Source organism: Streptomyces sp. NBC_01077, from assembly GCF_045162855.1.
Lineage (GTDB): Bacteria > Actinomycetota > Actinomycetes > Streptomycetales > Streptomycetaceae > Streptomyces.
In genome coordinates, this window is record NZ_CP108669.1 from 4,551,241 (window position 1) to 4,577,034 (window position 25,794).

Genomic DNA, 25,794 nt, shown 5'->3' on the forward strand with positions numbered 1-25,794 from the left:
TACCGTGCGTAGGCGCCGTGTGGGGTGTCGGCCCGGCAATCTCTTGGCCACTTCTCGTCACCAGAAGTGGATATCCACCGTTCCGGTTCCGTTTCGGGCCGACGCCCCTCACCTGATGCCTACTTGTTGAGCAGCCCCTTCGTCTCCAGATACTCCTTGGCGACGTCCGCAGGCTTCGCCCGCTCGGCGTCGACCTTGCGGTTGAGTTCGGCGAGATCCGCTGTGGTCAGCACCTTGGTGATCTTGTCCAGGGCGGCGGCTATCTCCGGGGAACCGGCGTCCTTCGCGTTGACCACGGGCAGCACGTTGTCGGCGTTCTGCAGCTTCTTGTCGTCCTCCAGGAAGACAAGGCCGTAGCTGTCGACGGTGGCGTCCGTGGTGGTCGTCAGGACCAGCTGGTCCACCCCGTCCTTCACCGCCTGCTTGGACTGCGGGGTGCCGACGCCCTTGGGGTCGATCCCGGTCAGGTCGATCCCGTACGTCTTCTTCAGACCGGGCGCGCAGAACGGCCGTACCGCGCATTCGTCACCGGCGGCGATCTTCACCTTCAGCTTCGAGGCACCGAGATCGGAAAGCGTCTTCAGCTTGTTCTTCTCGGCGAATTCCTTCGTCACCGCGAACGCGTTCTGATCGACCGCCGCACCGACCGCGAGCACCTTCAGACCACGCGGTTCGGCGAGCTTCCGGAGCGCCTCGACCGTGGCCTTCGCGTCACCGGAGGCGACCGGCTTCTCGTCGGGCGCCTTCGACCCGTTCACCTTCGCGTTGAGGAATTCCGCGATCGTCGCCGCGTATTCGGGGACGACGTCGATCTCGCCCTTCTCCAGCGAGGGCTCGTACAGCTCGCGATTCTTCACGGTGGTGATGGACACGGAGTATCCGGCGTCCCGCAGCGCCTGGGCGTACAGCTCGGCCAGCACCTTGGCCTCGGTGAAGGCCGCCGCGCCGACGACCAGCGAGCCCTTCTCCGCGCCGCCCGAGTTCCCGGCGTCCCCGGCGCTTCCCGAGTCCTTCTTCTTGCCCTGCTCCAGGCTGTCACCGCCGCACGCGGCGAGCACGACGGTCAGCGCCGCCGTCCCCAGCACCGCGCCCGCGATACGCGAGACCCTGTTCACGAGATCACCCATCCCCAGTCAGCGTTTGCTCAGTTGATCGAATCGTCGGTCGAAGCGTGGCGAGAACAGCCGGTCCACTCCCACCAGTACGCCCTCCACCAGAAGGGCGAGCAGGGCCACGAGCACCGCGCCCGCGACGACCTGCGCCGTGTCGTACGTGGCGAAGCCGGCCGTGATGATCCGGCCCAGGCCGCCCTGGCCGACCATCGCCGCGACCGTCGCCGTGGCCACCACCTGCACCGCGGCCGAGCGGACCCCGGTCATCACCACCGGCCGGGCCAGCGGGAGTTCTACCTTCCGGAAGAGCTGCCCGCCGGTCATCCCCATGCCGCGCGCGGCCCGTACCGCGGCCCGGTCCACCTCCCGCACCCCCACGTACGCATTGGTGAGGAGCGGCGGTATCGCGAACAGCACGAGGGCCACGACGGTCGGCACGTATCCCGCGTTCCGCAGGGGGGACACCATGAACAGGGCGAGCACCGCGAAGACGGGGACCGCCCGCCCCACGTTCGACACGTTCACCGCGAGCGCCCCGCCCCGGCCCAGGTGACCGAGCCAGAGCCCCAGCGGCAGCGCGAGCGCCCCGGCGATCAGCAACGCCGCCCCGCTCACGTACACATGCTCGGCGAGCCGCTGCCCGATGCCCTCCTCGCCCGTCCAGTGCGCGCCGGTGGTGAGCCAGCCCCAGGCGTCCGTCACTACGCCCATCTCACCCACCTCCCGGCGCGGTCCGTATCCGGGTCCACGGCGTGAGCAGCCGCTGGAGTCCCAGGAGCAACAGGTCGGCGGCGACGGCGAGCAGCACGCAGAGCACCGAGGCGGCGAGCATCTGCGCCTTGAAGAAGGTGGGCAGCGCGTCCTCGATGAGATTGCCGAGGCCACCGCGGCCGACGACCGAGCCGACCGTCGTCAGCGCGATCGTGGAGACCGTCGCCATCCGTATCCCCGCCATCAGCACCGGGAGCGCCAGCGGGAGTTCGACCTGCCACAGGAGACGCATGGAGCCGTACCCCATGCCCCGGGCGGCCTCACGGGTCTCGGCGGGCACGGCCGCGAGCCCCGCCAGCGTGTTCCGCACGAGGATCGTCAGTGCGTACAGCACGAGGCCGGTCACCACGAGCGCCGCCGAGAGCCCGAAGAGGGGCAGCAGCAGGGAGAACATGGCGAGCGACGGCACCGTGTAGAGCAGGGTGGTCAGTCCGAGGACGGGTCCCGCGAACCGCGGCCGGGCCCGGACGAGCAGCGCGAGCGGCACCGCGACGACCAGGGCGATCAGCACGGACACGACCGTGATTCCCACATGCTGGAGTGTGGCGTCCGTCAACTCCTCGGCGCGCGTACGCAGGTACTCACCGCAGATCCAGTCGTTCGTGACCAGACAGTTCGGTGCGCTCATCCGTCCCTCCCCCCGGGTCGTCGATCTTCCCGAACGCATGTATGACGACCCTAACCCCCGCCACCGACAATCCCCGAGACCCGCCACAATGCGGCAACACGCCCTTCACACACCCCCGGCATGCAGGGGCCAGAATGGGGAACCATGATCCGGTTCGAGCACGTGACCAAGCGGTACCCGGACGGCACCACCGCCGTCGACGACCTCTCCTTCGAGGTGGCGGAGGGCGAACTCGTCACCCTGGTCGGACCGTCCGGCTGCGGCAAGACGACCACGATGATGATGGTGAACCGGCTCGTCGAGCCGACCTCCGGCCGCGTCCTCGTCGACGGCGAGGACATCGCCGACGTCGACCCCGTCGCCCTGCGCCGCAAGATCGGCTACGTCATCCAGCAGGTCGGGCTCTTCCCCCACCGCACGGTCCTCGACAACACCGCGACCGTCCCGGCCCTCCTCGGCTGGAAGAAGGCCGCCGCACGCGCGCGTGCCGCCGAACTCCTCGACCTCGTCGGCCTCGACCCCGCCGTCTACGGATCCCGCTACCCCGCGCAGCTCTCCGGCGGTCAGCGCCAGCGCGTCGGCGTCGCCCGCGCCCTCGCCGCGGACCCGCCGGTCCTCCTCATGGACGAACCGTTCGGCGCCGTCGACCCCGTGGTCCGCGAACGCCTCCAGAACGAGTTCCTCACCCTCCAGGCCACCGTCCGCAAGACGGTCCTCCTCGTCACCCACGACATCGAGGAGGCCGTCCGCATGGGCGACCGCATGGCCGTCTACGGACAGGGCCGCATCGAGCAGTTCGACGCGCCCGCGACCGTCCTCGGCTCCCCCGCCACCCCGTACGTCGCGGACTTCGTCGGCAGCGACCGGGGCCTGAAGCGGCTCGCGGTCACGCCGGTCACCGAGGCCGACCTCGAACCCGTACCGGCGGGACATCCCACACCTCCGGCGAAGCCCGGGAACCAGGACGGCGCCCCCGACCCCGTACCCCTCGGGATCTCGCTCAAGGACGCGCTCGCCGTGCTGCTCCAGCACGACACGGGCCGGCTCACGGTCACGGGCGGCGACGGCCGGCCCCTCGGCGTCCTCACCCCGGAAGGCGTCCACCGAGCCCTGCGCCGGGCGTCGGCCTCCGCCCCGGCCCCGGCCTCGTAACCCCGGGCGGCGAGGCTCAGGTCGCGCTGAGCTTGCCGCCCATCCAGACCATCCCCGGCGGGATCTCCCGGTTCCACGTGTTGAAGTTGTGGCCGCCGCTCTCCAGCGTGATCGACGAGACCTTCGCCGGGCTCTTCACCTTCTTGATGAACTCCAGCGTTCCCCGCCGGTTGTCCTCGCCCCGCTTCGACGTCGTCACCAGGAACGACGACGTTCCCTGCGGCAGGTGGTCCAGGCTCCACAGCAGGTCAGCCCGCTTGCGCAGCGCGTCGTCCCCGTGGAAGAGGTCGCCCGTCGTCACGTCCTCCGCCGCCCGGTAGTACGCGGAGAACCCCGCCCCGGCGGTGAACCGGTCGGGGTGGTGCAGGACGATCTTCAGCGCGCAGTACGCGCCCGTGGAGTTGCCCATGAACCCCCAGTTACGGGCCTTCGTGCCCACCCGGTACGTCTCCGAGACGGCCTTCGGCAGATCCTCCGCGAAGAAGGTCTCCGTCTGCGGGCCGCCCGGCACGTCCACGCACTCGGTGTCCCGCGGCGGAGCAACCGTCGGACGGAGCATCACCAGGATCATCGGCTGCATCCGCCCCTCCTTCGCCTGGACGTACGCCGTCTTCGGGTACTTCAGCCCCTTGATCAGGTTCTCGGCCGTGCCGGGATACCCCGTCAGCACCACCGAGGCCGGGAAGGTGCGCTTCGCGTACCGCGCCTGGAAGTACTCCGGCGGCAGATACACATAGGCCGACGAGACGATCTTGGACCGCTCCCCCGCCACCACGACCTTCTGTATCTGGCCGGCGACCTCGGGACGGCCGCCGCCCGGCACGTCGAGCCCCTGCGTCCCCACCACCCGGACGTCCTTCGAACCGCCCGCGTGGTCGACGACCACGCCCAGGTCCTGCTCCTGCCCGAACAGGTCGGCCCACGAGCCGTAGAAAAGGAAGGAACGGTTCGCCGCCAGGCCCACCGCCGCGAACAGCGCCACCTGCGTCACCAACAGCAGCCCGACCCGCCCCACCACCGCCCGCCAGCCACGACGCGCGAGCCGCGGCCAGAGCCAGACCGTGGCGACGAACAGTGCCACGGCCATCACGACCGCCACCACGAGAACTTTGTTGCTGGTGAGACCCATGGGGCGACCGAGCCTTCTTTCCGAGAATTTCCTGTGAACCGATGAACCCGACCCCGCGCAGCTCCGTCCTAGAAGGCGCACCAACCGGAACGGCCCGCCGAACGCGCCGCAGGGCCCGACCGGAGTCAAGGACCCTTCGCAGGACCACGGGAAGCACGGGAAGCCATGTCTGTCACAGTAGATGGGGACAAATCAGGAATGGTTCCGGTTCGGGTACGCCGGATTCTCCGCGGCCCCCGCCCCGAGAAGGTCCCCGCACTCGTCGGCACCGCCTGCACCCTGATCGGCCTCATCGACATCGCCGCAGGCGTCTTCCCCCGCTTCCGCGCCAGCCGGATGCACGCCATGGCGGAAGTCCTCCCCGGCACCCTCGGCCCCCTCTCCGCCGCCCTCTCCCTCAGCGCCGGCGTCCTCCTGCTGCTCCTCGCCCACGGCCTCAAGCGCCACAAGCGCCGCGCCTGGCGCGCCGCCGTCGTCCTGCTCCCCCTCGGCGCCCTCGCCCAGTTCGTCTGGCGCCACTCCGTCCTCGGCGCCCTCCTCTCCCTCGTACTCCTCACACTCCTCCTACGCCACCGGAGCGAGTTCGCCGCCCTGCCCGACCCCCGAAGCCGCTGGCGCGCACTCGCCAACTTCGTCGTCATGGGCGCCGGCTCCATCGCCCTCGGCCTCGTCATCGTCAGCGCCCACCCACGCCGCGTCATCGGCAGCCCGAGCCTCGCCGACCGCCTCGAACACGTCCTCTACGGACTGTTCGGCGTCGAAGGCCCCGTCGGCTACGACAACGGCGTCGACTGGACCGTCGGCTACTCCCTCGGCGCCCTCGGCATGCTCACCGCCCTCACCACCATCTACCTCGCCTTCCGCCCCGAACACCCCGCCGCCCGCCTCACCGGCGAGGACGAAGTCCGGCTCCGCGCCCTCCTCGACCAGCACGGCGGCCGCGACTCCCTCGGCCACTTCGCGCTCCGCAGCGACAAGGGCGTCGTCTTCTCCCCCAGCGGAAAGGCCGCCGTCTGCTACCGCGTCGTCTCCGGCGTCATGCTCGCCAGCGGTGACCCCATCGGCGACGTCGAAGCCTGGCCCGGCGCCATCGAACGCTTCATGGACGAAGCCAAAGCCCACTCCTGGACCCCCGCCGTCATGGGCTGCTCCGAGACCGGCGGCCAGGTCTGGACCCGCGAGACCGGCCTCGACGCCCTCGAACTCGGCGACGAGGCGGTCGTCGACGTCCCGGATTTCTCCCTCTCCGGGCGGGCCATGCGCAACGTCCGCCAGATGGTGAAACGCATCGAGCGCAACGGCTACACCACCCAGGTCCGCCGCGTCCGTGACCTCGACGACGCCGAACTCGAACGCGTCCGCCACGCCGCCGCCGACTGGCGCGGCACCGACACCGAACGCGGCTTCTCCATGGCCCTCGGACGCATCGGCGCCCCCGGCGACGGCGACGCCGTGATAGCGACCGCCCACAAGAGCGACGCAGGCGACGACCCCGACTCGCGCTACGGCGACCTCAAAGCGATCATCCACTTCGTGCCCTGGGGCCCCGACGGCATGTCCCTCGAACTCATGCGCCGCGACCGCTCCGCCGACCCCGGCATGAACGAGCTCCTCATCGTCGCCGCCCTCCAGGCCTCCCCCGACCTCGGCATCGCCCGCGTGTCCCTCAACTTCGCGATGTTCCGCTCGGCCCTCGCCCGCGGCGAGAAGATCGGCGCCGGACCCGTCCTGCGCGTCTGGCGCGGACTCCTCGTCTTCCTCTCCCGCTGGTTCCAGATCGAGTCGCTGTACAAGTTCAACGCCAAGTTCCAGCCCCGCTGGGAACCCCGTTTCGTCGTCTACCGCAAGAGCCGCGACCTCCCCCGCATCAGCTTCGCCGCCATGCAGGCCGAAGGCTTCGTGAACCTCTCCCTGCCCCGCCCCTTCACCCGCAGGCGCCCCGCCCCGGCCCCCCGCCCCTGCGCCCACATCGTCCCCGCCGCCTCCGAGCGCGAGATCCGGGCGGCCTGATGCCACCGCTGGGCCCTACGCTGGACGCATGAGTACGACGATCGACCGGGGTACGGCCCTGGGCCTGCCGGAGTGGGACCGCTGCGCGGTCATGGGCGTGGTCAACGTGACCCCCGACTCCTTCTCCGACGGCGGCCGCTGGTTCGACACCACGGCCGCCGTCAAACACGGTCTCGACCTCGTCGCCGAGGGCGCCGACCTCGTCGACGTCGGCGGCGAGTCCACCCGACCCGGCGCCAGCCGCGTCGACGAGGAAGAAGAACTCCGCCGCGTCGTCCCCGTCGTCCGCGGCCTCGCCGCCGAAGGCGTCACCGTCTCCGTCGACACCATGCGCGCCGCCGTCGCCGCCCGCGCCGTCGAAGCCGGCGCCCTCCTCGTCAACGACGTCAGCGGCGGCCTCGCCGACCCCGGCATGGTCCCCGCCGTCGCCGCGGCCGAAGTCCCCTTCGTCGTCATGCACTGGCGCGGGTTCAGCCAGGACATGAACAGCCTCGCCGTGTACGACGACGTCGTCACCGAAGTCGTCAGCGAACTCCGCACCCGCCTGGAAGCCGTCATCGACGGCGGCATCGACCCCGCACGCATCGTCGTCGACCCGGGCCTCGGCTTCGCCAAACTCGCCCCCCACGACCTCGCCCTCGTCGCCCACCTCCCCGAGCTCCGCGCCCTCGGCCGCCCCCTCCTGGTCGCCGCCTCCCGCAAGCGCTTCCTCGGCCACGTCCTCGCCCGCGAAGGCGCCGCCCCGCCGCCCGCCCGCGAACGCGACGCCGCCACAGCCGCCGTCTCCGCCCTCGCCGCCCACGCAGGCGCGTGGGCCGTCCGCGTCCACGAGGTCAGGGCCACCGCCGACGCCGTACGAGTCGCCCGCGCCGTCGAGGGAGCCGCGTGAGGCACACCACCGACGAAGCGGCCGTCGAAGCCGCCAACACCGCCTTCTACGAAGCGATGGAGACCGGCGACTTCGAAGGCGTCTCACACCTCTGGCTCGACGACGGAGCCACCCCCATCACCTGCGTCCACCCCGGCTGGCCCGTCCTCACCGGCCGCGGCGAGGTACTCCGCTCGTACGCCCTGATCATGGCGAACACCGAGTACATCCAGTTCTTCCTCACCGACCTCAAGATCTCCCTCGCCGGCCGCACCGCCGTCGTCACCTGCACCGAGAACATCCTCAGCGGCGGCCCCGCCGAGGACGGCGCCGAACTTGGACCCCTCGTCGGCCAGCTCGTCGTCGCCACCAATGTGTTCCGCCACACACCCGACGGCTGGAAGATCTGGTCCCACCACGCCTCCCCGGTCCTCGCGGACACCGAGGAGACACCGGACGAAGAGCCCGGCGGCGACACCCCGTAACCACCCCGCGACCCGCCCACCGAACCCGCCCACAACCCCCACGGGCAAGCGCTGTCGGTCCCCGCAGGTAGATTCGATGCTGGACACCCGGCCGTCCGCACCCGGCTGCGTGGCCACCGAACTACGACAGCAGGAGTGATTCGCGTGGATCGTGTCGCGCTGCGCGGCCTCAAGGCCCGGGGCCACCACGGCGTCTTCCCCAAGGAGCGCGAGGAGGGCCAGACCTTCATCGTGGACCTGGTCCTCGGCCTGGACACCCGCCCGGCGGCCGCCGACGACGACCTGACGAAGACCGTGCACTACGGAATCGTCGCCGAAGAGGTCGTCGACGTCGTCCAGGGCGAACCCGTCGACCTCATCGAAACCCTCGCCGAGCGCATCGCCCAGCAATGCCTCAGCCACGCCGGGGTACAAGAAGTGGAGGTCGTCGTCCACAAACCGGACGCGCCCATCACCGTGCCTTTCGACGACGTGACCATCACGATCACCCGGAGCCGACGATGAAGCCGACGCAGAGCGACCCCACCGTCCAGCCCGTACCGGCCTCCGTCGTCGCCACCGTCGACGCCGCCGACACGACCCTGTCCAACCCCCGCTGGGCCGTCGTGGCCCTCGGCGCCAACCTCGGCAACCGCCTGGAGACCCTCCAGGGGGCCGTCGACGCCCTCGCGGACACCCCCGGCCTCCGGGTCAAGGCCGTCTCCCCCGTGTACGAGACAGAGCCCTGGGGCGTCGAGCCGGGCACCCAGCCCTCGTACTTCAACGCCGTCGCGCTCGTGAAGACGACACTGCCCCCTTCCTCGCTCCTGGAGCGGGCCCACGCCGTCGAGGAAGCCTTCCACCGCGTCCGCGAGGAGCGCTGGGGCGCCCGCACCATCGACGTCGACATCGTCGCCTACGCGGACGTCATCTCCGAGGACCCCGTCCTCACCCTCCCGCACCCCCGCGCCCACCAGCGCGCCTTCGTGCTCGCCCCCTGGCACGACGTGGACCCCGACGCCCAGCTCCCCGGCCACGGCCCCGTCGCCGAGCTCCTCACCGCCGTCGGCGGCGAAGGCGTCGCCCGCCGCGCCGACCTGGAACTCCGTCTGCCCGAGTAGTCGTTACGCTTCGTGGCAGACCGCCCCGCGACCACGACCGACGACCACGTGAAGGACACCCGGTGAAACAACTGCGGCTGAAGGTGCTCGCCGGACTCTTCCTCGTGGCCGGCATCCTCTCCTGGGGTGCCGCCCGGCTCTGGGACGCGGTCGGCACCCTCCCCAGCGTGCCGATCGCCGCGCCCATCGTCCTCGCCGTGATCGCGGTCGTCCTCACCGCGACCGCCCTCTCGATCCGCGCCCGCCTCAAGGCCCAGCGCGACCGCCGCCCCGGCGCCAAGGGCGTCGAGCCCCTCATGGCGGCCCGCGCGGTGGTCTTCGGCCAGGCGAGCGCCCTGGTCGCCGCCCTCGTCGCCGGCATGTACGGCGGCACGGGCGTCTTCCTCCTCGGCTCCCTCGACGTCCCGGCCCGCCGCGACCAGGCCCTCTACGCGGCCCTCGCGGTCGCAGCGGGCATCGGCGTCATCGCGGCAGCCCTCTTCCTGGAGCGCGTCTGCAAACTCCCGGAGGACGACGACGAAAACCGTTCCCCGGCCGCCTAGCGCCCCTACCGGCCCTCGCGCACGAGGTGCCCGTTCGCCGGGAAGGTGGGGTACGGGGCCAGCCTCGCTGGTCAGCCCATGCCCCATACCGATCCCCCTTGATCAGCGGAGTTGAATCGCTGATCAAGGGGGATCGGTATGAAGCAAGGCGGGCAGTCCGCTACTAACGGGCCAATATCAGGGACATGGCCTCAGCGCGTGTAGTCGCGTCACGAAGTTGACCGCGTACCGCCGAGGTGGTCGTCTTCGCGCCCGGCTTACGGACGCCACGCAGAGCCATGCACATGTGCTCGGCCTCGATGACGACGATCGCGCCGCGGGCATCAAGAATGCGCATCAACGAGTCGGCGATCTGCGTCGTCAGGCGCTCCTGCACCTGCGGACGCCGCGCGAAGACGTCGACGAGGCGGGCCAGCTTGGACAGCCCGGTAATTTTGCCCGATTCAGCTGGAATATAGCCAATGTGAGCTACGCCATGAAAGGGGAGCAAATGATGTTCACATTGGGACGTCAGTTCGATATCTTTCACGAGGACCATTTCGTCGTGCCCAAGGTCGAACGTCGTCGTCAGAACATCCTCGGGCTTCTGCCACAGCCCCGCGAACAGCTCCTTGTACGCCCGCGCCACCCGCGCCGGCGTCTCCCTCAGGCCCTCGCGGTCCGGGTCCTCGCCGACCGCGATGAGGAGCTCGCGTACGGCCGCCTCGGCGCGCTTCTCGTCGAAATCGCCGATCGTGCCCTCGCCGTCCAGCGTCACCGGGTCGGTCATCTCTGTGCCTCGTTCCGTCTGACTGATGTGCGCGAAAAGCCGCGCCCCCACAGGCTAAAACCTGTGAGGGCGCGGCATCCATTCCGGGGTCGACCGAGAGGTCAGTCCTCCGGAGTGTCCACCGGGGCGATGTCGATGCCCTTCGTGGTGTCGACCGTGGGGGTCGCCGAGCCGTTCGCGCTGTTCGTCAGGGCGAGCTCCTTGGGGGAGAGCACCGGCGGACGCGTGGACGGGGTACGGCGGGAGGAGCCGGTCCAGGCCGGGCGGGCCGGGCGCTTGACGATGGGGGTGAAGATCTCGGCGATCTCCTCCTTGCCCAGCGTCTCCTTCTCCAGGAGGGCGAGGACCAGGTTGTCGAGAACGTCGCGGTTCTCGACGAGGATCTCCCAGGCCTCGTTGTGCGCGGTCTCGATGAGCTTCTTGACCTCTTCGTCGACCAGCGCGGCGACTTCTTCCGAGTAGTCACGCGGGTGCGACATCTCGCGCCCGAGGAACGGCTCGGTGTTGTCGCCGCCGAACTTGATCGCGCCCAGACGCTCGGTCATGCCGTACTGCGTGACCATCGCTCGCGCGGTGGCCGTGGCCTTCTCGATGTCGTTGGCCGCGCCCGTGGTCGGGTCGTGGAAGACGAGCTCCTCGGCCGCACGCCCGCCCAGCATGTAGCCCAGCTGGTCGAGCATCTCGTTGCGGGTGGTCGAGTACTTGTCCTCGTCCGGCAGGACCATCGTGTAGCCCAGGGCACGGCCGCGGGACAGGATGGTGATCTTGTGGACGGGGTCGGAGTTCGGCAGGGCCGCCGCGACGAGGGCGTGGCCGCCCTCGTGGTACGCGGTGATCTTCTTCTCCTTGTCCGACATGATCCGGGTCCGCTTCTGCGGACCCGCGACCACACGGTCGATCGCCTCGTCCAGAGCATGGTTGTCGATCAGCTTCTGGTCGCCGCGAGCGGTGAGGAGCGCCGCCTCGTTGAGGACGTTGGAGAGGTCCGCGCCGGTGAAGCCGGGGGTGCGTCGGGCGACGGCGCCGAGGTCGACGTCCGGAGCGACCGGCTTGCCCTTCTGGTGGACCTTGAGGATCTCCAGACGGCCCAGCATGTCCGGTCGGTCGACGGCGATCTGCCGGTCGAATCGGCCGGGGCGCAGGAGGGCGGGGTCGAGGATGTCGGGCCGGTTCGTGGCGGCGATCAGGATGACGCCGCCCTTCACGTCGAAGCCGTCCATCTCGACGAGGAGCTGGTTGAGCGTCTGCTCGCGCTCGTCGTGGCCGCCGCCGAGGCCGGCACCGCGGTGGCGTCCGACGGCGTCGATCTCGTCGACGAAGACGATGGCGGGCGCGTTGGCCTTGGCCTGTTCGAAGAGGTCGCGGACCCGGGAGGCGCCGACGCCGACGAACATCTCGACGAAGTCGGAGCCGGAGATCGAGTAGAACGGCACCCCGGCTTCGCCGGCGACGGCGCGCGCGAGGAGCGTCTTGCCGGTTCCGGGCGGGCCGTAGAGCAGGACGCCCTTGGGGATCTTGGCGCCGACGGCCTGGAACTTCGCCGGCTCCTGGAGGAACTCCTTGATCTCGTGGAGTTCCTCGACGGCCTCGTCCGCGCCTGCGACGTCGGCGAAGGTGGTCTTCGGCGTGTCCTTGGTGATGAGTTTCGCCTTGGACTTGCCGAACTGCATGACGCGGGAGCCGCCGCCCTGCATCTGGTTCATCAGGAAGAGGAAGACGACCACGATGAGGACGAAGGGGAGGAGGGAGAGCAGGATCGAGACGAAGGGCGACTGCTTCGTCGGGGAGACGGTGTAGCCCTTCTCGATCTGCCCGGCCTCGAACTTCTCCTGCAGCTTGTCGGCCAGGTCGGCGCCCTGGGTGCCGATGTAGCTGGCCTGGACCTTGCTGCTGTTGTCGATCTTCTGGCCGTCGACGAGTTCGATCTTGACGATCTGCTCGTCACCGGTGGTGATCTTTGCCTGCTTGACCTGGTTCTTGTCGATCGCCTGGACGACCTTGCCGGTGTCCACCGTCTTGTAGCCCTCGGACGAGCCGACGACCTGCATCAGCACGACCACGGCGAGGACGGCCAGCACGATCCACATGACCGGCCCACGGAAGTATCGCTTCACGTCCATCCATACGGAGCGAGAACGCCCCGTCCCTCCTGCCCGTAGGAAAATGCTGCTGTGAGTGCTGCTGTATGAAAAAGCTGTTCTTCGGACGGTACCTCAGCATCGTCGCCCGCGACCGCCTTCCCGTGGTTCAACGGAGGGAAGGCGGTGCGGGTTCCCCGTACAGCCGGGTGTTCAGCCGCCGTAGACGTGCGGGGCGAGCGTGCCGACGAACGGAAGGTTCCGGTACTTCTCGGCGTAGTCGAGGCCGTAGCCCACGACGAACTCGTTGGGAATGTCGAAGCCGATCCACTTGACGTCGATCGCGACCTTCGCGGCCTCGGGCTTGCGCAGGAGCGTGCAGACCTCGAGGGAGGCGGGCTCGCGCGAGCCGAGGTTCGACAGCAGCCAGGACAGGGTCAGGCCGGAGTCGATGATGTCCTCGACGATCAGGACGTGCTTGCCCTTGATGTCGGTGTCGAGGTCCTTGAGGATCCTGACGACGCCCGAGGACTGGGTGCCGGCGCCGTAGGAGGACACGGCCATCCAGTCCATGGTGACGGGGGTGGAAAGGGCGCGAGCCAGATCCGCCATCACCATCACCGCGCCCTTGAGGACGCCGACGATGAGCAGGTCCTTGCCCGCGTATTCCGCGTCGATCTTCGCGGCCAGCTCTGCCAGCTTGGCGTCGATCTCTTGCTTGGTGATGAGCACCGACTGGAGGTCGGTGCCCATGTCCTTCTCGTTCACCCGGGTCACTTTCGTTGCAGCGTGCGTCAGCCTTGCCGGATCACCAGTCTGCCACCCTGGCGGCGGGCTTCGACGCGGCCGGGCAGGTTGATGGCCCCCTGGCCGCGCCAGCCGGTGATGAGCCGGTCGACTTCTTCGATGTGCCGGGCGAAGAGGGAGCCGGCGGGTGCGCCCTCGGCGATGACGGCGCGGCGCAGGACGCGGCGGCGTACGGCGGGGGGCAGGCCGTAGAGCTTGGCGCATTCGAGGGCGCCTGCGTCGTCGCGTACGCGGGTCTCGGCGTCGGCGGCCCAGGTGTCGAGGGCGTCGGCGTCGTCACGGGAGAGCTGGGCCGTTCGGGCGAGGGCTTCGACGACGCCTTTGCCGAGGGCCTTCTCGAGGGCGGGGAGGCCCTCGTGACGGAGCCGGGAGCGGGTGTACGCGGGGTCGCTGTTGTGGGGGTCGTCCCAGACGGCGAGTTCCTGTGCGACGCAGGCTTTGCGGACGGTCTGGCGGTCGAGCTGGAGGAAGGGGCGCCGGTAGCGGCCGGAGGCGCCGGAGATCGCGGCCATGCCGGAGAGCGAGCGGATGCCGGAGCCGCGGGCGAGCCCGAGGAGGACGGTTTCCGCTTGGTCGTCGCGGGTGTGGCCGAGGAGGATCGCGGCGGCTCCGTGGCGTTCGGCTGCGGCGTCGAGGGCCGCGTACCGCGCGTCGCGTGCGGCGGCTTCGGGTCCTCCTTCGCGGCCGACGGTGACGGCGACGGCCTCGGAGGGGGTGAGGCCGAGGGCGGTCATGCGTGCGACGACCTCGCCCGCGCGGCTGTCGGAGCCGTCCTGGAGTCCGTGGTCGACGGTGATGCCGCCGGCGCGCACGGGAAGCTTGCGGGCCTCGAAGGCGAGGGCGGAGGCGAGCGCCATGGAGTCGGCGCCTCCGGAGCAGGCGACGAGCACGAGGGGGGTGTGTGCGTCGCGTGCGGGGGCGGGTTCGGTCTGGTGCTCGGTGAGAACGTCGTGGAGTACGCGGCGGACCGCCAGGCGTATCGCCGCGACCGCAGGATGGGGACCCATGTCCGGTGCCCTTCGTGATGGGGTGGGGTGCCTCGGTCGGAGTCTTAACGGTCGGAAAGGGGGGTTCGGTCACTCAGAGTGCGTCGATGGTGACAGAAACCCGGCCGTTACCCGAGCATTGCACGCCTCACCCCATGCCCAGGGTCCCTCGGATGGGTGATTGGTGAGGTGTTCCGACGTGTTCCTGTGCCGTCTGCCGCACCTGTCTCACGAGTCTGCCTTACGGTGCACCCTCGCGATCCAGTCGGCGGGGGTGGCGATCTCGGCCTTGGTGGGGAGCGTGTTGGGCGAGGTCCAGACGCGGTTGAATCCGTCCATGCCGGCCTGGTCGACGACGGCGCGGACGAAGCGCTCGCCGTCGCGGTACTGGCGGAGTTTGGCGTCGAGGCCGAGGAGCTTGCGCAGGGCGAGGTCGAGGCGGGAGGCGCCGCGTGCGCGGCGCTGCTGGAACTTCTCGCGGATCTCGGCCACCGAGGGCACGACCTGGGGTCCGACGCCGTCCATGACGTAGTCGGCGTGGCCTTCGAGGAGGGACATGACGGCGGTGAGGCGGCCGAGGATCTCGCGTTGTTCGGGGGTCTGGACGAGTTCGACGAGGGAGGGGGAGGGTTCGCCCTCTTCGCCCTCGGGGCGGCCGCCGGCGAGGGTCTGGGCGGCCTCGCGGAGGCGTTCGACGACGGTGCCGGGGTCGACGTCGGTGGCGGCGAGGAACGACTGGATTTCGCCCTGGAGATGGTCGCGGAGCCAGGGGACGGCGGTGAACTGGGTGCGGTGGGTCTCCTCGTGGAGGCAGACCCAGAGCCGGAAGTCGTGCGGGTCGACTTCGAGTTCGCGTTCGACGTGGACGATGTTGGGCGCGACGAGGAGGAGGCGTCCGCCGCCGTTGGTGCCGGCGGGGAGGTCGCGGGTGGCGGGGGCGAAGGTCTCGTACTGGCCGAGGATGCGGGAGGCCAGGAACGACAGCAGCATGCCGAGTTCGACGCCGGTGACCTTGCCGCCGACGGCGCCGAGGACGGCGCTGCCGGGGGTGGTGGAGCGGCGGTCCTGCATCTTGCCGAGGAGGGGGGTGAGGAGCTCGCGGAAGCCGGCGACGTTGGCCTTGATCCAGCCGGCCCGGTCGACGACGAGGACGGGGGTGTCGTGGGGCTCCATGCCTTCGGGGATCATCCGCGTGTAGGCGCGGACGTGTTCCTCCGAGGCCTTGGCGTGCTTGCGGAGTTCGGCGACGACCTCGCGGGCCTCGTCGCGGCTGACTTCGGGTCCGGGCCGCACGAGGCGGGTCGCGGTCGCGACCGCGAGGTTCCAGTCGACCATCCCGGATGTGCCTGCGCCACCGATGCTCGTCATGCGTCAACCGTACGGTCTCGAAGCCCGTTCGGTGTGGGTTCGGGACGGCTTCCGTGCGGGTCGGAGCGGTGTCCGGACGGGGGCGGGCGGGGGTCAGTCCTGTCCGGCGAGGGCGGCGGAGAGCCGGTCGAGGGCGGGCTGTGCCTCGTACGGGGAGAGGGTGGCTCCGGCGAGGAACGCGAAGGCGAGGAGGCGTCCGTCGGCGGTGACGACGGTCCCGGCGAGGGTGTTGACGCCGGTGAGGGTGCCGGTCTTGGCGCGGACGAGTCCGGCGCCCTCGGTGGCGGGTGCCGTGTCGAAGCGGCCGGCGAGCGTGCCGGTGAAGCCGCCGACGGGCAGTCCGGTGAGGAGCGGGCGCAGGGCGGGGTGCGCGGGGTCGGCCGCTCGGGTGAGGAGTCCGGTGAGGAGTGCGGCGGAGACGCGGTCGCGGCGGTCGAGTCCGCTGCCGTCGGCGAAGCGGGCTCCGGCGACGGGGAGGCCGAGGCGGGCGAGTTCGTCCCGTACGGCCTTGCTCGCGCCGTCGAAGCTCGCGGGCTGTTTGCGGGCGAGTGCGGTCTGCCGGGCGAGGGCTTCGGCGAGGTCGTTGTCGCTGTGGGTGAGGGTGCGCTCGACGAGGTCGGCGAGGGGGGCGGAGTACGTGCGGGCGAGGAGGGCGGTCTTCGGGGCGTGGCCGGGGGCGGGGTCGCCGGTGATCTTGATGCCGGCCTCGGTGAGGTGGCCGGCGAAGGCCGTGGCGGTGTCGCCCGCCGGGTCTGCGGTGCGGGGCGCGGGGCCGCTCGTGCTGTCGTCGAGGCGCCCTTCGTCGGTCATGAGGGCGACGACGGGGGCGATGTTCTCGTTGGGGCCGATGGGGTGGAGCTCGGGGCCCGGGTAGAGGTTCGTGTCGTAGGTGAGGCGTACGGAGGTGTGGCCGCGGGCGGTGAGGGCGCGGGCGGTGTCGGTCGCGAGGGCCTTGAGGCGGGCGGGGTCGAGTGTCGGGTCGCCGCCGCCGGTGAGGGTGAGGGTCCGGCCGTCGGCGGTGGCGGTGACGGTGGTGGGGATGCGGTGGTCGGGGCCGAGGGCGGAGAGCGCGGCCGCGGCGGTGGCGATCTTGACGGTGGACGCGGGGGTCATGGGGGTGCCGGCGCCCTCGCCGTACAGCTGCTCGCCGGTGGCGGTGTCGACGACGGAGGCGGTGCGCAGCGGGCCGAGTCCGGGGTCGGCGAGGAGGGGTACGAGGAGGGCGGCGAGGTCCGCCGGGCGTCCGGCGGGGGCCGGGGCGTGCAGGGCGGTGAGGACGCCGGGGGCGCTCGGGGCGGGTGCGGGGCGCTTCGGCGGGGCGGGCGCGGGGGGCGGGGCGTGACGCGCGCCACCCGTCGTCGGGGCGGCGGCGCGGGCCCGCTCGGCCGTACGCTGACCCGAGTCCCACGGCCCGGCCGCGGTCACCGCCACGGCGGCCAGGGCCAGTCCGAGGGCGGCGGAGCCCGCCGTGAGCTGCCACATCCTCGGCTCGGGCATTGCTGACCAGCCCCTTTCGCGATCACACACGTGCGTGAGGGACACTTAATCACCGCGCGTCGTCGCGAGCATTCACTTGTGTTGATTCAGGAGGAGCCACCCGTGGAGTTCGACGTTCTCATCGAGATCCCGAAGGGATCGAGGAACAAGTACGAGGTCGACCACGAGACGGGTCGCATCCGCCTGGACCGTCGCCTCTTCACGTCGACGGCCTACCCGACCGACTACGGCTACGTCGAGAACACCCTCGGTGAGGACGGCGACCCGCTGGACGCGCTCGTCATCCTCGACGAGCCCACCTTCCCGGGCTGCCTCATCAAGTGCCGCGCCATCGGCATGTTCCGCATGACGGACGAGGCGGGCGGCGACGACAAGCTGCTGTGCGTCCCGGCCACGGACCCGCGTATGGAGCACCTGCGGGACATCCACCACGTGGCGGAGTTCGACCGCCTGGAGATCCAGCACTTCTTCGAGGTCTACAAGGACCTGGAGCCGGGCAAGTCGGTCGAGGGTGCGGACTGGGTCGGTCGCGCCGAGGCCGAGGAAGAGATCGAGAAGTCGTACGCGCGCGCCAAGGAGCAGGGCGGCCACTGAGCCGGTTCTGTTCTGAACGCGTGAAGGCGGTGCACCCCTTGGGTGCACCGCCTTTCGCACATCCGTCGCACACTCATACTGGAATTCACGGTTCCCAGGGAGTGAGGCGGACAGAGTGGTGGCGGAGCCGCACGGCTCGAAGGACGGTCCCGAGGATGCTCCGGAGGATCGGAAGCCGGTGTCGGACGAGGCGCGGAGCGCTTTCGTGCCGCCGGCCGGTGTGGAGCAGCCCGTGCCGCCGGAGGAGGAGCATCCGACCTCCGAGTTCGCCCTTCCCCCGGGACTGACGACGGAGCCGCCGGCCGAGCAGGAGGGTTCGGCGTTCGCGACGCCGGCCACCTACTCGGCGAAGAATTCACCGCCCGCCTTCACCCCGGCGTACGGGGTGCCCCTGGTGCGGCTCTCGCAGGATGCCCCGTGGCAGGACCGGATGCGGACGATGCTGCGGCTGCCGGTGGGTGAGCGGCCGATGCCCGAGACGGCGCGCAAGGAGGACGAGAGCGGTCCCTCGGTGCCGCGCGTGCTCGACCTGACCCTGCGTATCGGCGAGCTGCTGCTGGCGGGCGGGGAGGGCGCGGAGGACGTCGAGGCGGCGATGTTCGTGATCTGCCGCTCGTACGGTCTGGACCGGGTCGAGCCGACGGTGACGTTCACCCTGTTGTCCGTCACGTACCAGCCGTCGCTCGTGGACGACCCGATCACGGCGAACCGGACGGTACGGCGGCGGGGGACGGACTACACGCGCCTTGCGGCGGTGTACACGCTGCTCTCCGACATCAACGCGCGGGCGCACGAGGTGACGCCCGAGGAGGCGTACGGGCGGCTCGCGGAGATACGGCGCAACCGGCACCCGTATCCCGGCTGGGTCCTGACGGCGGCGGCGGGCGTGCTCGCCGGCGCGGCCTCGGTGCTGCTCGGCGGTGGTCCGACGGTGTTCTTCGTGGCGGCGCTGGGCGCGGTGCTCGGCGACCGGCTGGCGTGGCTGTGCGCGGGGCGCGGGCTGCCGGAGTTCTACCAGTTCCTGGTGGCGGCGATGCCGCCGGCCGCGATGGGTGTGCTCCTGACGATGCTGCACGCGGAGCTGCGTCCGTCGGCGGTGATCACCGGTGGCCTGTTCGCGCTGATCCCGGGGCGGGCGCTGGTGGCCGCCGTGCAGGACGGTCTGACGGGCTTCTACATCACGGCCTCGGCCCGGCTGCTGGAGGTCGCGTACTTCTTCGTCGCGATCGTGGTGGGCGTGCTGTCGGTGCTGTACATCGCCGTGCAGTTCGACGCCGAGCTGAACCCGGAGGGGGCGCTGCGGGCGGTGGAGCGGCCGGTGACGCAGATCCTGGCGTCGATGGTGCTGTGCGCGACCTTCGCGATCCTGTTGCAGCAGTCGCGGGCGACGGTGCTCTTCGCGACGCTCAACGGCGGCGTGGCGTGGGTGATCTACGCGTCGATCGCGGTGACCGCGGAGGGTTCGGCGGTCATGGCGACGGCCGTGGCGGCGGGCCTGGTGGGGCTCTTCGGGCAGCTGATCGCCCGCTACGAGCACACCTCGTCGCTGCCGTACGTGACGGCGGCGATCGGTCCGCTGCTGCCCGGTTCGGCGACGTACTTCGGGGTGCTCGCGATCGCCCAGAACAACCTGGACCAGGGCTTCGCCTCGCTGGCGAAGGCGGCGGCCCTGGCCCTGGCGATCGCGATCGGCGTGAACCTGGGAGGCGAGCTGGCCCGCCTCTTCATGCAGGCCCCCGGCGCCGCCGCGGCCCGGCGTGCGGCCAAGCGGACCAGGGGCTTCTAGCTCATGTGACGTGCCGTGTGAGGTGTGGCGTCAGCGCTTGGCGTGGCGGCCGCGGGGGCCCTGCGGGTTCGGGGTGCCGGGGGCGTCGTGGTCGCCGCCGGTGCCCTGCTCCTTCTTCGCGTGGGAGCGGGCCCGGAGGAACTCGATCACGATCGGGACCACGGAGATCAGGACGATCCCGACGAGGATCATCTCGATGTGCTTGTGCACGAAGTCGATCTTGCCGAGGGAGGCGCCGAGCAGGGTCACGCCCGCGCCCCACAGCACACCGCCGATGATGTTGAACGTGATGAACTGGCGGTAGTTCATGCGGCTGACGCCGGCGATGATCGGCGTGAACGTCCGCACGATGGGGACGAAGCGCGCCAGGATCAGCGACTTCGGGCCGTGCTTCTCGAAGAACTCGTGCGCCTTCTCGACGTTCTCCTGCTTGAAGAGCTTGGAGTTGGGGCGCGTGAAGAGCGCCGGGCCGACCTTCCGGCCGAAGAGATAGCCGACCTGGTCGCCGAGGACCGCCGCGGCCACGATCAGCGTGCACATCAGCCACAGCGGCATGTCCAGCTTGCCGGTCGTGATCAGCAGGCCGGTGGTGAAGAGCAGCGAGTCGCCGGGCAGGAAGAACCCGATGAGGAGTCCGGACTCGGCGAAGACGATGGCCAGGACACCGATCGGACCAAAGGTCCCGATCAGATAGTCCGGGTCCAGCCAGCTCGGTCCGAGGGCAAGCGTGTTCACGGGTTCCGGGCTCCTGCGGTCGGTGGGGGCATGGGGGACGGCTGGCCCCAAGCTATCAACGTCGACCGGAGGCGACCGGTTCCACCCGGGGCCCACAGGATGCGGACGGGGCCCGCTCCCCCGAGGCTGGGGGGCCAGGAGGTGTATGCCGATGGGCATCGAGGAGTACGGAGGCGGCCAGGGGTCGCACCCCGACGTGCTGGTCGTGACGACGAACGACGTGCCGGGCTTCGAGATCCGGCAGGTGATCGGTGAGGTCTTCGGGCTCACCGTCCGCTCCCGCCATCTGGGCAGCCAGATCGGCGCGGGTCTCAAGTCGATGATCGGCGGGGAGCTGAAGGGTCTGACGAAGACCCTCGTGCAGACCCGGAACCAGGCGATGGAACGCCTGGTGGAGCAGGCTCGGGCGCGCGGCGCGAACGCCGTGCTGATGTTCCGCTACGACGTGACGGACGCGGCGGACGTGGGCACGGAGGTCTGTGCGTACGGAACGGCGGTGGTGATCGCACCGCCCGCCTGAGCCTGCGGCGGGGCCTCGCGTCAGGCCTCCTGGCGGCGCGCGTTCGCCCGGACGGCGGCGTGGAGGTGCTCGGGAAGGCCCTCGTGGATCGCGTCGTAGAAGGCGTGGAAGTTCTCGTCGGCGAGGTACATCTCGGCGAGCCCCACATGGGCCTTCGGGTGGCACTCGAAGAACCAGGTGGTGATGTGGCGGCGGTGGGCCTCGGCGAGGTCCATCGCCTCCTCGGATCCGGGGGCCAGGCCCTCGTCCATGAGGTCGCCGTAGGCGGCGCCCCAGACGTCCACCTCGTCCTTCATCCGCTGCCAGTCCTCCTTGGTGTAGGTGGCGGCCCGGGCCTGGGCCAGATCGTGGGAGTAGGTGCCGCCCCAGCGGCGCGCGGACTCCTCCGCGTACCGCTCGGGGTCCTTGTCCCCGAAGACCTCGAACTTCTCCTCGGGGGTGAGGTTGATGCCCATCTTCTTCGCCTCCATGGCGTGCTCGACGGCCGCCGCCATCCTCTGGAGCTCGCCGATCCGCTCGGTCAGCAGCCGGTGCTGCCGCCGCAGGTGCTCCTGCGGATCGGCGTGCGGGTCGTCGAGGAGGACGGCGACCTCTTCGAGCGGGAAGCCGAGCTCCCGGTAGAACAGGATCTGCTGGAGCCGGTCGAGGTCCGCGTCGGCGTAGCGGCGGTGGCCCGCCGTGCTGCGGCCGCTCGGGGAGAGCAGCCCGATCGCGTCGTAGTGGTGCAGGGTGCGCACCGTGACCCCGGCGAATCCGGAGACCTGTCCCACGGAGTAGCCCATCGGCTTTCCGCCCCTTTCTCTGTCGGTACGCGTGTCAGCCTCGGGCCTGACGTGACGTGAGGTGCAAGCCCTTACGAGCCCGTTCGGGCAGAATCTCGGGATGTTATGCGGCTTTTGCTCACCTATGGTGGGGCGGTGGCCACTGATCATGTTCCGCCCACGCCGTCGCCCTCGCCCTCGGAGACCCCCCGCCGGGTCGAGCTGCGGCAGATCCCCCCCGCGCTCGCGATCGGCATCGGGGCGAGCCTGGTGCTCCTGGGGATCAATGCCCTCGCGGAAGAGTTCAAGGATGTGCTCTGGAACGATCTACCGGACGCCCTCGGCATCGGCGGCTACTCCTCCCTGTGGATCATCGTCATGCTCACGGCGACCGGTATCGCCGTGGGCCTCGTCGTGTGGAAGGTGCCGGGACACGCCGGCCCCGACCCGGCCTCCGGAGGTCTCGGCGGGGCGCCGCTCGCCCCCGGAGTGGTACCGGGCCTGCTGCTCGCGGCCACCCTCGCGCTGGCCGGCGGCGTCAGTCTCGGGCCCGAGAACCCGATCATCACGGCCAACATCGCCCTCACCTACTGGCTCGGCCGCAAGGCAGCGCCCTCGGTGCCCGCCGCCGCCTGGGTCGCCCTCGCCTCGGCCGCCACCATCGGCGCCCTCTTCGGCACGCCGGTGGCCGCCGCCCTCGCCATCTCCGAGGCCCTGGCAGGCCAGCCGGGCCCCGGCTCCCTCTGGGACCGGCTCTTCGCGCCGCTCGTCGCCGCCGGCGCCGGATCGATGACCGCGGAGCTGCTCTCCGAGCCGACCTTCGACGTGGGGCTGCCGCCGCTGACCGACCCCGGTTGGGGCGACCTCCTCGCCGCCCTGACCATCGCCTCCGCCGCGGCCGTCTTCGGCCTCGCCTCCTGCTACCTCTTCCCCTACCTCCACGCCGCCTTCGGCCGGCTGCGCCACCCGATGCTGATGCTGCCCCTCGGCGGTCTCGTCCTCGGCCTCCTGGGCGCCCTCGGCGGGCAGCTGACCCTCTTCAAGGGACTGGAGCAGGTCAAGGAGCTCACCACCTCGATCGGCAGCTCGTCCTCCGGCGAGCTGGCCAAGCTGGCCGTGGTCAAACTCCTCGCCCTCCTCGTCGCCGCCTCCTGCGGCTTCCGGGGCGGCCGCATCTTCCCCGCCGTCTTCATCGGGACCGCATTCGGGCTGTTCGCCCAGGCTCTCGTCCCCGAGGTCCACCCCGCCGTCGCCGTCTCCTCCGCCGTGCTCGGCGTCCTGCTCGCCACCACCCGGCTGGGCTGGATCAGCCTCTTCACCGGGGCCGTCCTCGCCCCCTCCCCCGCGATGCTCGCCGTGCTCTGCCTGGCCACCCTCCCGGCCTGGCTGATCGTCACCGGCCGCCCCCAGCTCGAACTCGACAAACACGGCGCCTCCCTGCACTGACGCCTCCCCCACCCGGACAGAAGGAGCCCCCATGCCGCTGCACCAGGGCCCCGATCCCTCCCTGCCCCAGCACGAGCCCCGGCTCGCGCTCAACCCGTTCTTCGGAGAGGCCGACCCGATCGGCGGCATGACCGAGGCCCCGCCACGCCACCAGTTGCCCGACGGTCCGCTGCCGCCGATGAGCGCCTACCAGATCGTCCACGACGAGCTGATGCTCGACGGAAACTCCCGGCTCAACCTCGCCACCTTCGTCACCACCTGGATGGAGCCCCAGGCCGGCGTCCTGATGAGCGAGTGCCGCGACAAGAACATGATCGACAAGGACGAGTACCCGCGCACCGCCGAACTGGAGCGCCGCTGCGTCGCCATGCTCGCCAACCTATGGAACGCCCCGGACCCGGGCGCGGCCGTCGGCTGTTCCACCACCGGCTCCAGCGAGGCCTGCATGCTCGCCGGCATGGCGCTCAAGCGCCGCTGGGCCAAGAGGAACGCCGACCGTTACGCGGGCGGCACCCGACCCAACCTGGTGATGGGCATCAACGTCCAGGTCTGCTGGGAGAAGTTCTGCAACTTCTGGGAGGTCGAGCCCCGGCTCGTCCCGATGGAGGGCGACCGCTTCCACCTCGACGCCGAATCCGCCGCCGCGCTCTGCGACGAGAACACCATCGGCGTCGTGGCCGTCCTCGGCTCCACCTTCGACGGCTCCTACGAACCCGTCGCCGAGATCTGCGCCGCCCTGGACGCGCTCCAGGAGCGCACCGGCCTCGACGTCCCCGTCCATGTCGACGGAGCCTCCGGCGCCATGGTCGCCCCCTTCCTCGACGAGGACGTCGTCTGGGACTTCCGTCTCCCTCGCGTCTCCTCGATCAACACCTCCGGTCACAAGTACGGCCTGGTCTATCCGGGCGTCGGCTGGGCGCTGTGGCGTTCGCCCGCCGAACTCCCCGAGGAGCTCGTCTTCCGCGTCAACTACCTGGGCGGCGACATGCCCACCTTCGCCCTCAACTTCTCCCGGCCGGGCGCCCAGGTCGTCGCGCAGTACTACACCTTCCTGAGGCTCGGCCGGGAGGGCTACCGCGTGGTGCAGCAGACCACGCGGGACGTCGCCCGCGGCCTCGCCGAACGGATCGAGGCCATGGGCGACTTCCAGCTCCTCACCCGCGGCAACGAACTGCCCGTCTTCGCCTTCACCACCGCCCCCGACGTCACCTCCTTCGACGTCTTCGACGTCTCCCGTCGGCTGCGTGAGCACGGCTGGCTGGTCCCCGCCTACACCTTCCCCGCCAACCGGGAGGACCTGTCCGTCCTGCGCGTGGTCTGCCGCAACGGCTTCTCCGCCGACCTGGCCGGACTCCTCATCGAAGACCTGAGACTGCTACTGCCCGAACTGCGGCGCCAGCCCTACCCGTCCACCGCCGACAAGAGCGCGGCGACCTCCTTCCACCACTAGAGGGGTGTCCGCCACCTGCCGGACCCGTTCCACCGTCGGCCGGCGACCGTCGGCCGTCGCCGGGCGGCCGTCAGCCGCCCACCGGGTCCTCGCATGCCAGCCGGAACTCCGACCAGCGCACCCCGTCCACGGTCAGCGCGTACTGACAGCGCGACGCCTCACGCAGCAGGCCCAGTTGTGTGCGGCGGACGTAGTACGTGCCGTCGTCGAGCCGGGCGAAGGTACGACCGCCGTCCGTGCTCCCGTACCCGGAGAGCTCGCCGCCGATCTCCACCCGGCCACCGGGCCCCGGGACCGGCACGCCCAGGAGCGTGCGGGGCTGCTCGGCCGGCCCCGTGGTCCACATCCGCTGCCAGGTCCTGCCGCCGTCCACGGAGCGGTGCAGCGCCCGCATCGGGTTCTTGACGGGCTCGCCGCCCACCAACTCCCCCATCTCCGCCGCGTACACCGCGTCCCGGCCCACCGCCACCGACGTGTACCACCCGGGGCCCGCGACCGGACTCGGCAGCCGGCTGACCGTCCAGCCGCGCCCCCCGTCCCGGGAGACGGCGACCGCCGCCCGCCCCGACAGCGGGTCCGTACCCGAGACCCACCAGGACCCGTCGGGCTCCGGCTGCTCCTGAGGTCGTGGTTGCGCCCCGAGGAGCGGCTGCCGGACCAGCGCCCGCCGCCGCCCGTCCTGCGGCGAGATCACCACGAGCCGCTTTCGCTCGCAGTCGTCGGGCAGAGCCCCGGCAGGCACGGCGCAGTCGGTGGTGAGCACCGCCCCGGCGGGTATCTCGGGGGTCCTGCCGACCGTGCGCCGGTCGACCGCCCGCCAGCTGCGGCCGCCGTCCCGGGTGAACCAGGTCCGAGCGTTCGGCTCGACGCCGCCCTCCTCGACGAGCGCCCCGCCCGGCCCCAGGGCCAGCAGGCCGGCCGAGACGCCCTCCATCACCTGTATCCGGGGCAACGGGGACCGTCGCAGCACCCACTCCTTCGCCCCGGCGTCCCGAACGGCCACGTGCTGCCGGCAGAAGCCGCTCTCCGGCACCGCCGGGTCACTCACACACGAGGCGAGCAGCGCGAACCCGCTGCCGTCGGACGCGAAGCCCAGACTGTGCGCCCAGCCGGGCAGCCCCGGCGCGGACGGCATCCGGGGCGGCGCCCCGAACACTCCCGGGGAAACGGAAGCCGCCGGGCCCCCTGAGAACCTGGACG

The 25,794-nt window shown here is 70.8% G+C and carries 25 protein-coding genes; 12 read left to right on the plus strand and 13 right to left on the minus strand.

Going from position 1 to position 25,794, the window contains the following annotated elements; genetic code table 11:
• Positions 1-119: 119 nt before the first annotated feature.
• Genes OG462_RS20300 through OG462_RS20310 form a run of 3 tightly spaced genes read right to left on the minus strand, consistent with a single transcriptional unit; the run spans position 120 to position 2,511 of the window.
• Entirely contained in the window at positions 120-1,127 is a 1,008-nt protein-coding gene (locus OG462_RS20300) for a glycine betaine ABC transporter substrate-binding protein (protein WP_406059472.1), read from the minus strand.
• Positions 1,128-1,133: 6 nt separating this feature from the next.
• A complete protein-coding gene (locus OG462_RS20305) occupies positions 1,134-1,823 on the minus strand; it encodes an ABC transporter permease (RefSeq protein WP_406059474.1) in 690 nt (229 codons plus the stop codon).
• A gap of 1 nt (position 1,824) precedes the next feature.
• Positions 1,825-2,511 carry an ABC transporter permease gene (locus OG462_RS20310; RefSeq protein ID WP_406059476.1) on the minus strand — a complete coding sequence of 229 codons (687 nt, stop codon included), beginning with the start codon at positions 2,509-2,511 and terminating at the stop codon, positions 1,825-1,827.
• A gap of 144 nt (positions 2,512-2,655) precedes the next feature.
• Here OG462_RS20310 and OG462_RS20315 point away from each other — a divergent pair, with 144 nt between their 5' ends.
• Complete coding sequence (locus tag OG462_RS20315; protein WP_406059478.1) at positions 2,656-3,663, plus strand: ABC transporter ATP-binding protein; 1,008 nt, start codon at positions 2,656-2,658, stop codon at positions 3,661-3,663.
• A gap of 16 nt (positions 3,664-3,679) precedes the next feature.
• Here the strand turns inward: OG462_RS20315 and OG462_RS20320 are convergent, their stop codons facing one another.
• Positions 3,680-4,792 carry an alpha/beta hydrolase gene (locus tag OG462_RS20320; protein ID WP_406059480.1) on the minus strand — a complete coding sequence of 371 codons (1,113 nt, stop codon included), beginning with the start codon at positions 4,790-4,792 and terminating at the stop codon, positions 3,680-3,682.
• Between the two features lie 165 nt (positions 4,793-4,957).
• Between OG462_RS20320 and OG462_RS20325 the strand changes: the two genes are divergently transcribed.
• The 6 genes from OG462_RS20325 (at position 4,958) to OG462_RS20350 (ending at position 9,797) form a co-directional block, all read left to right on the plus strand.
• Positions 4,958-6,802, plus strand: a complete 1,845-nt coding sequence (locus OG462_RS20325; protein WP_406059482.1) for a phosphatidylglycerol lysyltransferase domain-containing protein — start codon at positions 4,958-4,960, stop codon at positions 6,800-6,802.
• A 28-nt stretch (positions 6,803-6,830) separates the two neighbouring features.
• Positions 6,831-7,691: a dihydropteroate synthase gene (gene folP, locus OG462_RS20330; protein WP_406059484.1), complete on the plus strand. Its 861-nt coding sequence runs from the start codon at positions 6,831-6,833 to the stop codon at positions 7,689-7,691.
• Positions 7,688-8,155 (plus strand): nuclear transport factor 2 family protein, encoded by a 468-nt coding sequence (locus tag OG462_RS20335; protein WP_406059486.1) that lies wholly within the window; start codon positions 7,688-7,690, stop codon positions 8,153-8,155. The genes folP and OG462_RS20335 overlap by 4 nt, the downstream gene beginning before the upstream one ends.
• 144 nt (positions 8,156-8,299) lie before the next feature.
• Entirely contained in the window at positions 8,300-8,659 is a 360-nt protein-coding gene (gene folB / locus OG462_RS20340; protein ID WP_056569486.1) for a dihydroneopterin aldolase, read from the plus strand.
• Positions 8,656-9,255 carry a 2-amino-4-hydroxy-6-hydroxymethyldihydropteridine diphosphokinase gene (folK, locus tag OG462_RS20345; RefSeq protein ID WP_406059488.1) on the plus strand — a complete coding sequence of 200 codons (600 nt, stop codon included), beginning with the start codon at positions 8,656-8,658 and terminating at the stop codon, positions 9,253-9,255. Before folB ends, folK begins: the two co-directional genes overlap by 4 nt.
• A 62-nt stretch (positions 9,256-9,317) precedes the next feature.
• Positions 9,318-9,797: a DUF3180 domain-containing protein gene (locus OG462_RS20350; protein WP_406059490.1), complete on the plus strand. Its 480-nt coding sequence runs from the start codon at positions 9,318-9,320 to the stop codon at positions 9,795-9,797.
• 163 nt (positions 9,798-9,960) lie between these two features.
• On the opposite strand, the gene folE is transcribed toward OG462_RS20350, so the two are convergent.
• From folE to dacB, 6 genes are all read right to left on the minus strand, one after another.
• Positions 9,961-10,566: a GTP cyclohydrolase I FolE gene (folE, locus tag OG462_RS20355; RefSeq protein WP_328944019.1), complete on the minus strand. Its 606-nt coding sequence runs from the start codon at positions 10,564-10,566 to the stop codon at positions 9,961-9,963.
• A gap of 101 nt (positions 10,567-10,667) precedes the next feature.
• The gene (gene ftsH / locus OG462_RS20360; RefSeq protein ID WP_406059492.1) at positions 10,668-12,686 is read right to left on the minus strand and encodes an ATP-dependent zinc metalloprotease FtsH; all 2,019 of its coding nucleotides are present in this window, start codon (positions 12,684-12,686) and stop codon (positions 10,668-10,670) included.
• A gap of 171 nt (positions 12,687-12,857) precedes the next feature.
• Positions 12,858-13,397 (minus strand): hypoxanthine phosphoribosyltransferase, encoded by a 540-nt coding sequence (hpt, locus tag OG462_RS20365; protein ID WP_043226634.1) that lies wholly within the window; start codon positions 13,395-13,397, stop codon positions 12,858-12,860.
• Between the two features lie 41 nt (positions 13,398-13,438).
• A complete protein-coding gene (gene tilS / locus OG462_RS20370) occupies positions 13,439-14,458 on the minus strand; it encodes a tRNA lysidine(34) synthetase TilS (RefSeq protein WP_406059494.1) in 1,020 nt (339 codons plus the stop codon).
• Between the two features lie 207 nt (positions 14,459-14,665).
• Positions 14,666-15,805: a zinc-dependent metalloprotease gene (locus OG462_RS20375; protein ID WP_406059496.1), complete on the minus strand. Its 1,140-nt coding sequence runs from the start codon at positions 15,803-15,805 to the stop codon at positions 14,666-14,668.
• 93 nt (positions 15,806-15,898) lie between these two features.
• On the minus strand, positions 15,899-17,302 hold the full coding sequence (dacB, locus tag OG462_RS20380; RefSeq protein ID WP_406059498.1) for a D-alanyl-D-alanine carboxypeptidase/D-alanyl-D-alanine-endopeptidase: 1,404 nt from the start codon (positions 17,300-17,302) through the stop codon (positions 15,899-15,901).
• Between the two features lie 102 nt (positions 17,303-17,404).
• Here dacB and OG462_RS20385 point away from each other — a divergent pair, with 102 nt between their 5' ends.
• The gene (locus tag OG462_RS20385) at positions 17,405-17,896 is read left to right on the plus strand and encodes an inorganic diphosphatase (RefSeq protein WP_024758444.1); all 492 of its coding nucleotides are present in this window, start codon (positions 17,405-17,407) and stop codon (positions 17,894-17,896) included.
• A gap of 115 nt (positions 17,897-18,011) precedes the next feature.
• Positions 18,012-19,682 (plus strand): threonine/serine exporter ThrE family protein, encoded by a 1,671-nt coding sequence (locus OG462_RS20390; RefSeq protein ID WP_406059500.1) that lies wholly within the window; start codon positions 18,012-18,014, stop codon positions 19,680-19,682.
• A gap of 30 nt (positions 19,683-19,712) precedes the next feature.
• Here OG462_RS20390 and OG462_RS20395 read toward each other — a convergent pair whose 3' ends face one another.
• Entirely contained in the window at positions 19,713-20,417 is a 705-nt protein-coding gene (locus OG462_RS20395; RefSeq protein WP_406059502.1) for a DedA family protein, read from the minus strand.
• A 151-nt stretch (positions 20,418-20,568) separates the two neighbouring features.
• Here OG462_RS20395 and OG462_RS20400 point away from each other — a divergent pair, with 151 nt between their 5' ends.
• Positions 20,569-20,937: a YbjQ family protein gene (locus OG462_RS20400; protein ID WP_406059503.1), complete on the plus strand. Its 369-nt coding sequence runs from the start codon at positions 20,569-20,571 to the stop codon at positions 20,935-20,937.
• A gap of 20 nt (positions 20,938-20,957) precedes the next feature.
• On the opposite strand, the gene OG462_RS20405 is transcribed toward OG462_RS20400, so the two are convergent.
• Entirely contained in the window at positions 20,958-21,719 is a 762-nt protein-coding gene (locus OG462_RS20405; protein WP_406059504.1) for a MerR family transcriptional regulator, read from the minus strand.
• Between the two features lie 135 nt (positions 21,720-21,854).
• Between OG462_RS20405 and OG462_RS20410 the strand changes: the two genes are divergently transcribed.
• Complete coding sequence (locus OG462_RS20410; RefSeq protein WP_406059506.1) at positions 21,855-23,144, plus strand: ion channel protein; 1,290 nt, start codon at positions 21,855-21,857, stop codon at positions 23,142-23,144.
• A 31-nt stretch (positions 23,145-23,175) separates the two neighbouring features.
• A complete protein-coding gene (locus OG462_RS20415; protein WP_406059507.1) occupies positions 23,176-24,594 on the plus strand; it encodes a glutamate decarboxylase in 1,419 nt (472 codons plus the stop codon).
• Positions 24,595-24,664: 70 nt separating this feature from the next.
• Here the strand turns inward: OG462_RS20415 and OG462_RS20420 are convergent, their stop codons facing one another.
• Positions 24,665-25,729, minus strand: a complete 1,065-nt coding sequence (locus OG462_RS20420; protein ID WP_406059509.1) for a WD40/YVTN/BNR-like repeat-containing protein — start codon at positions 25,727-25,729, stop codon at positions 24,665-24,667.
• Positions 25,730-25,794: the final 65 nt, after the last annotated feature.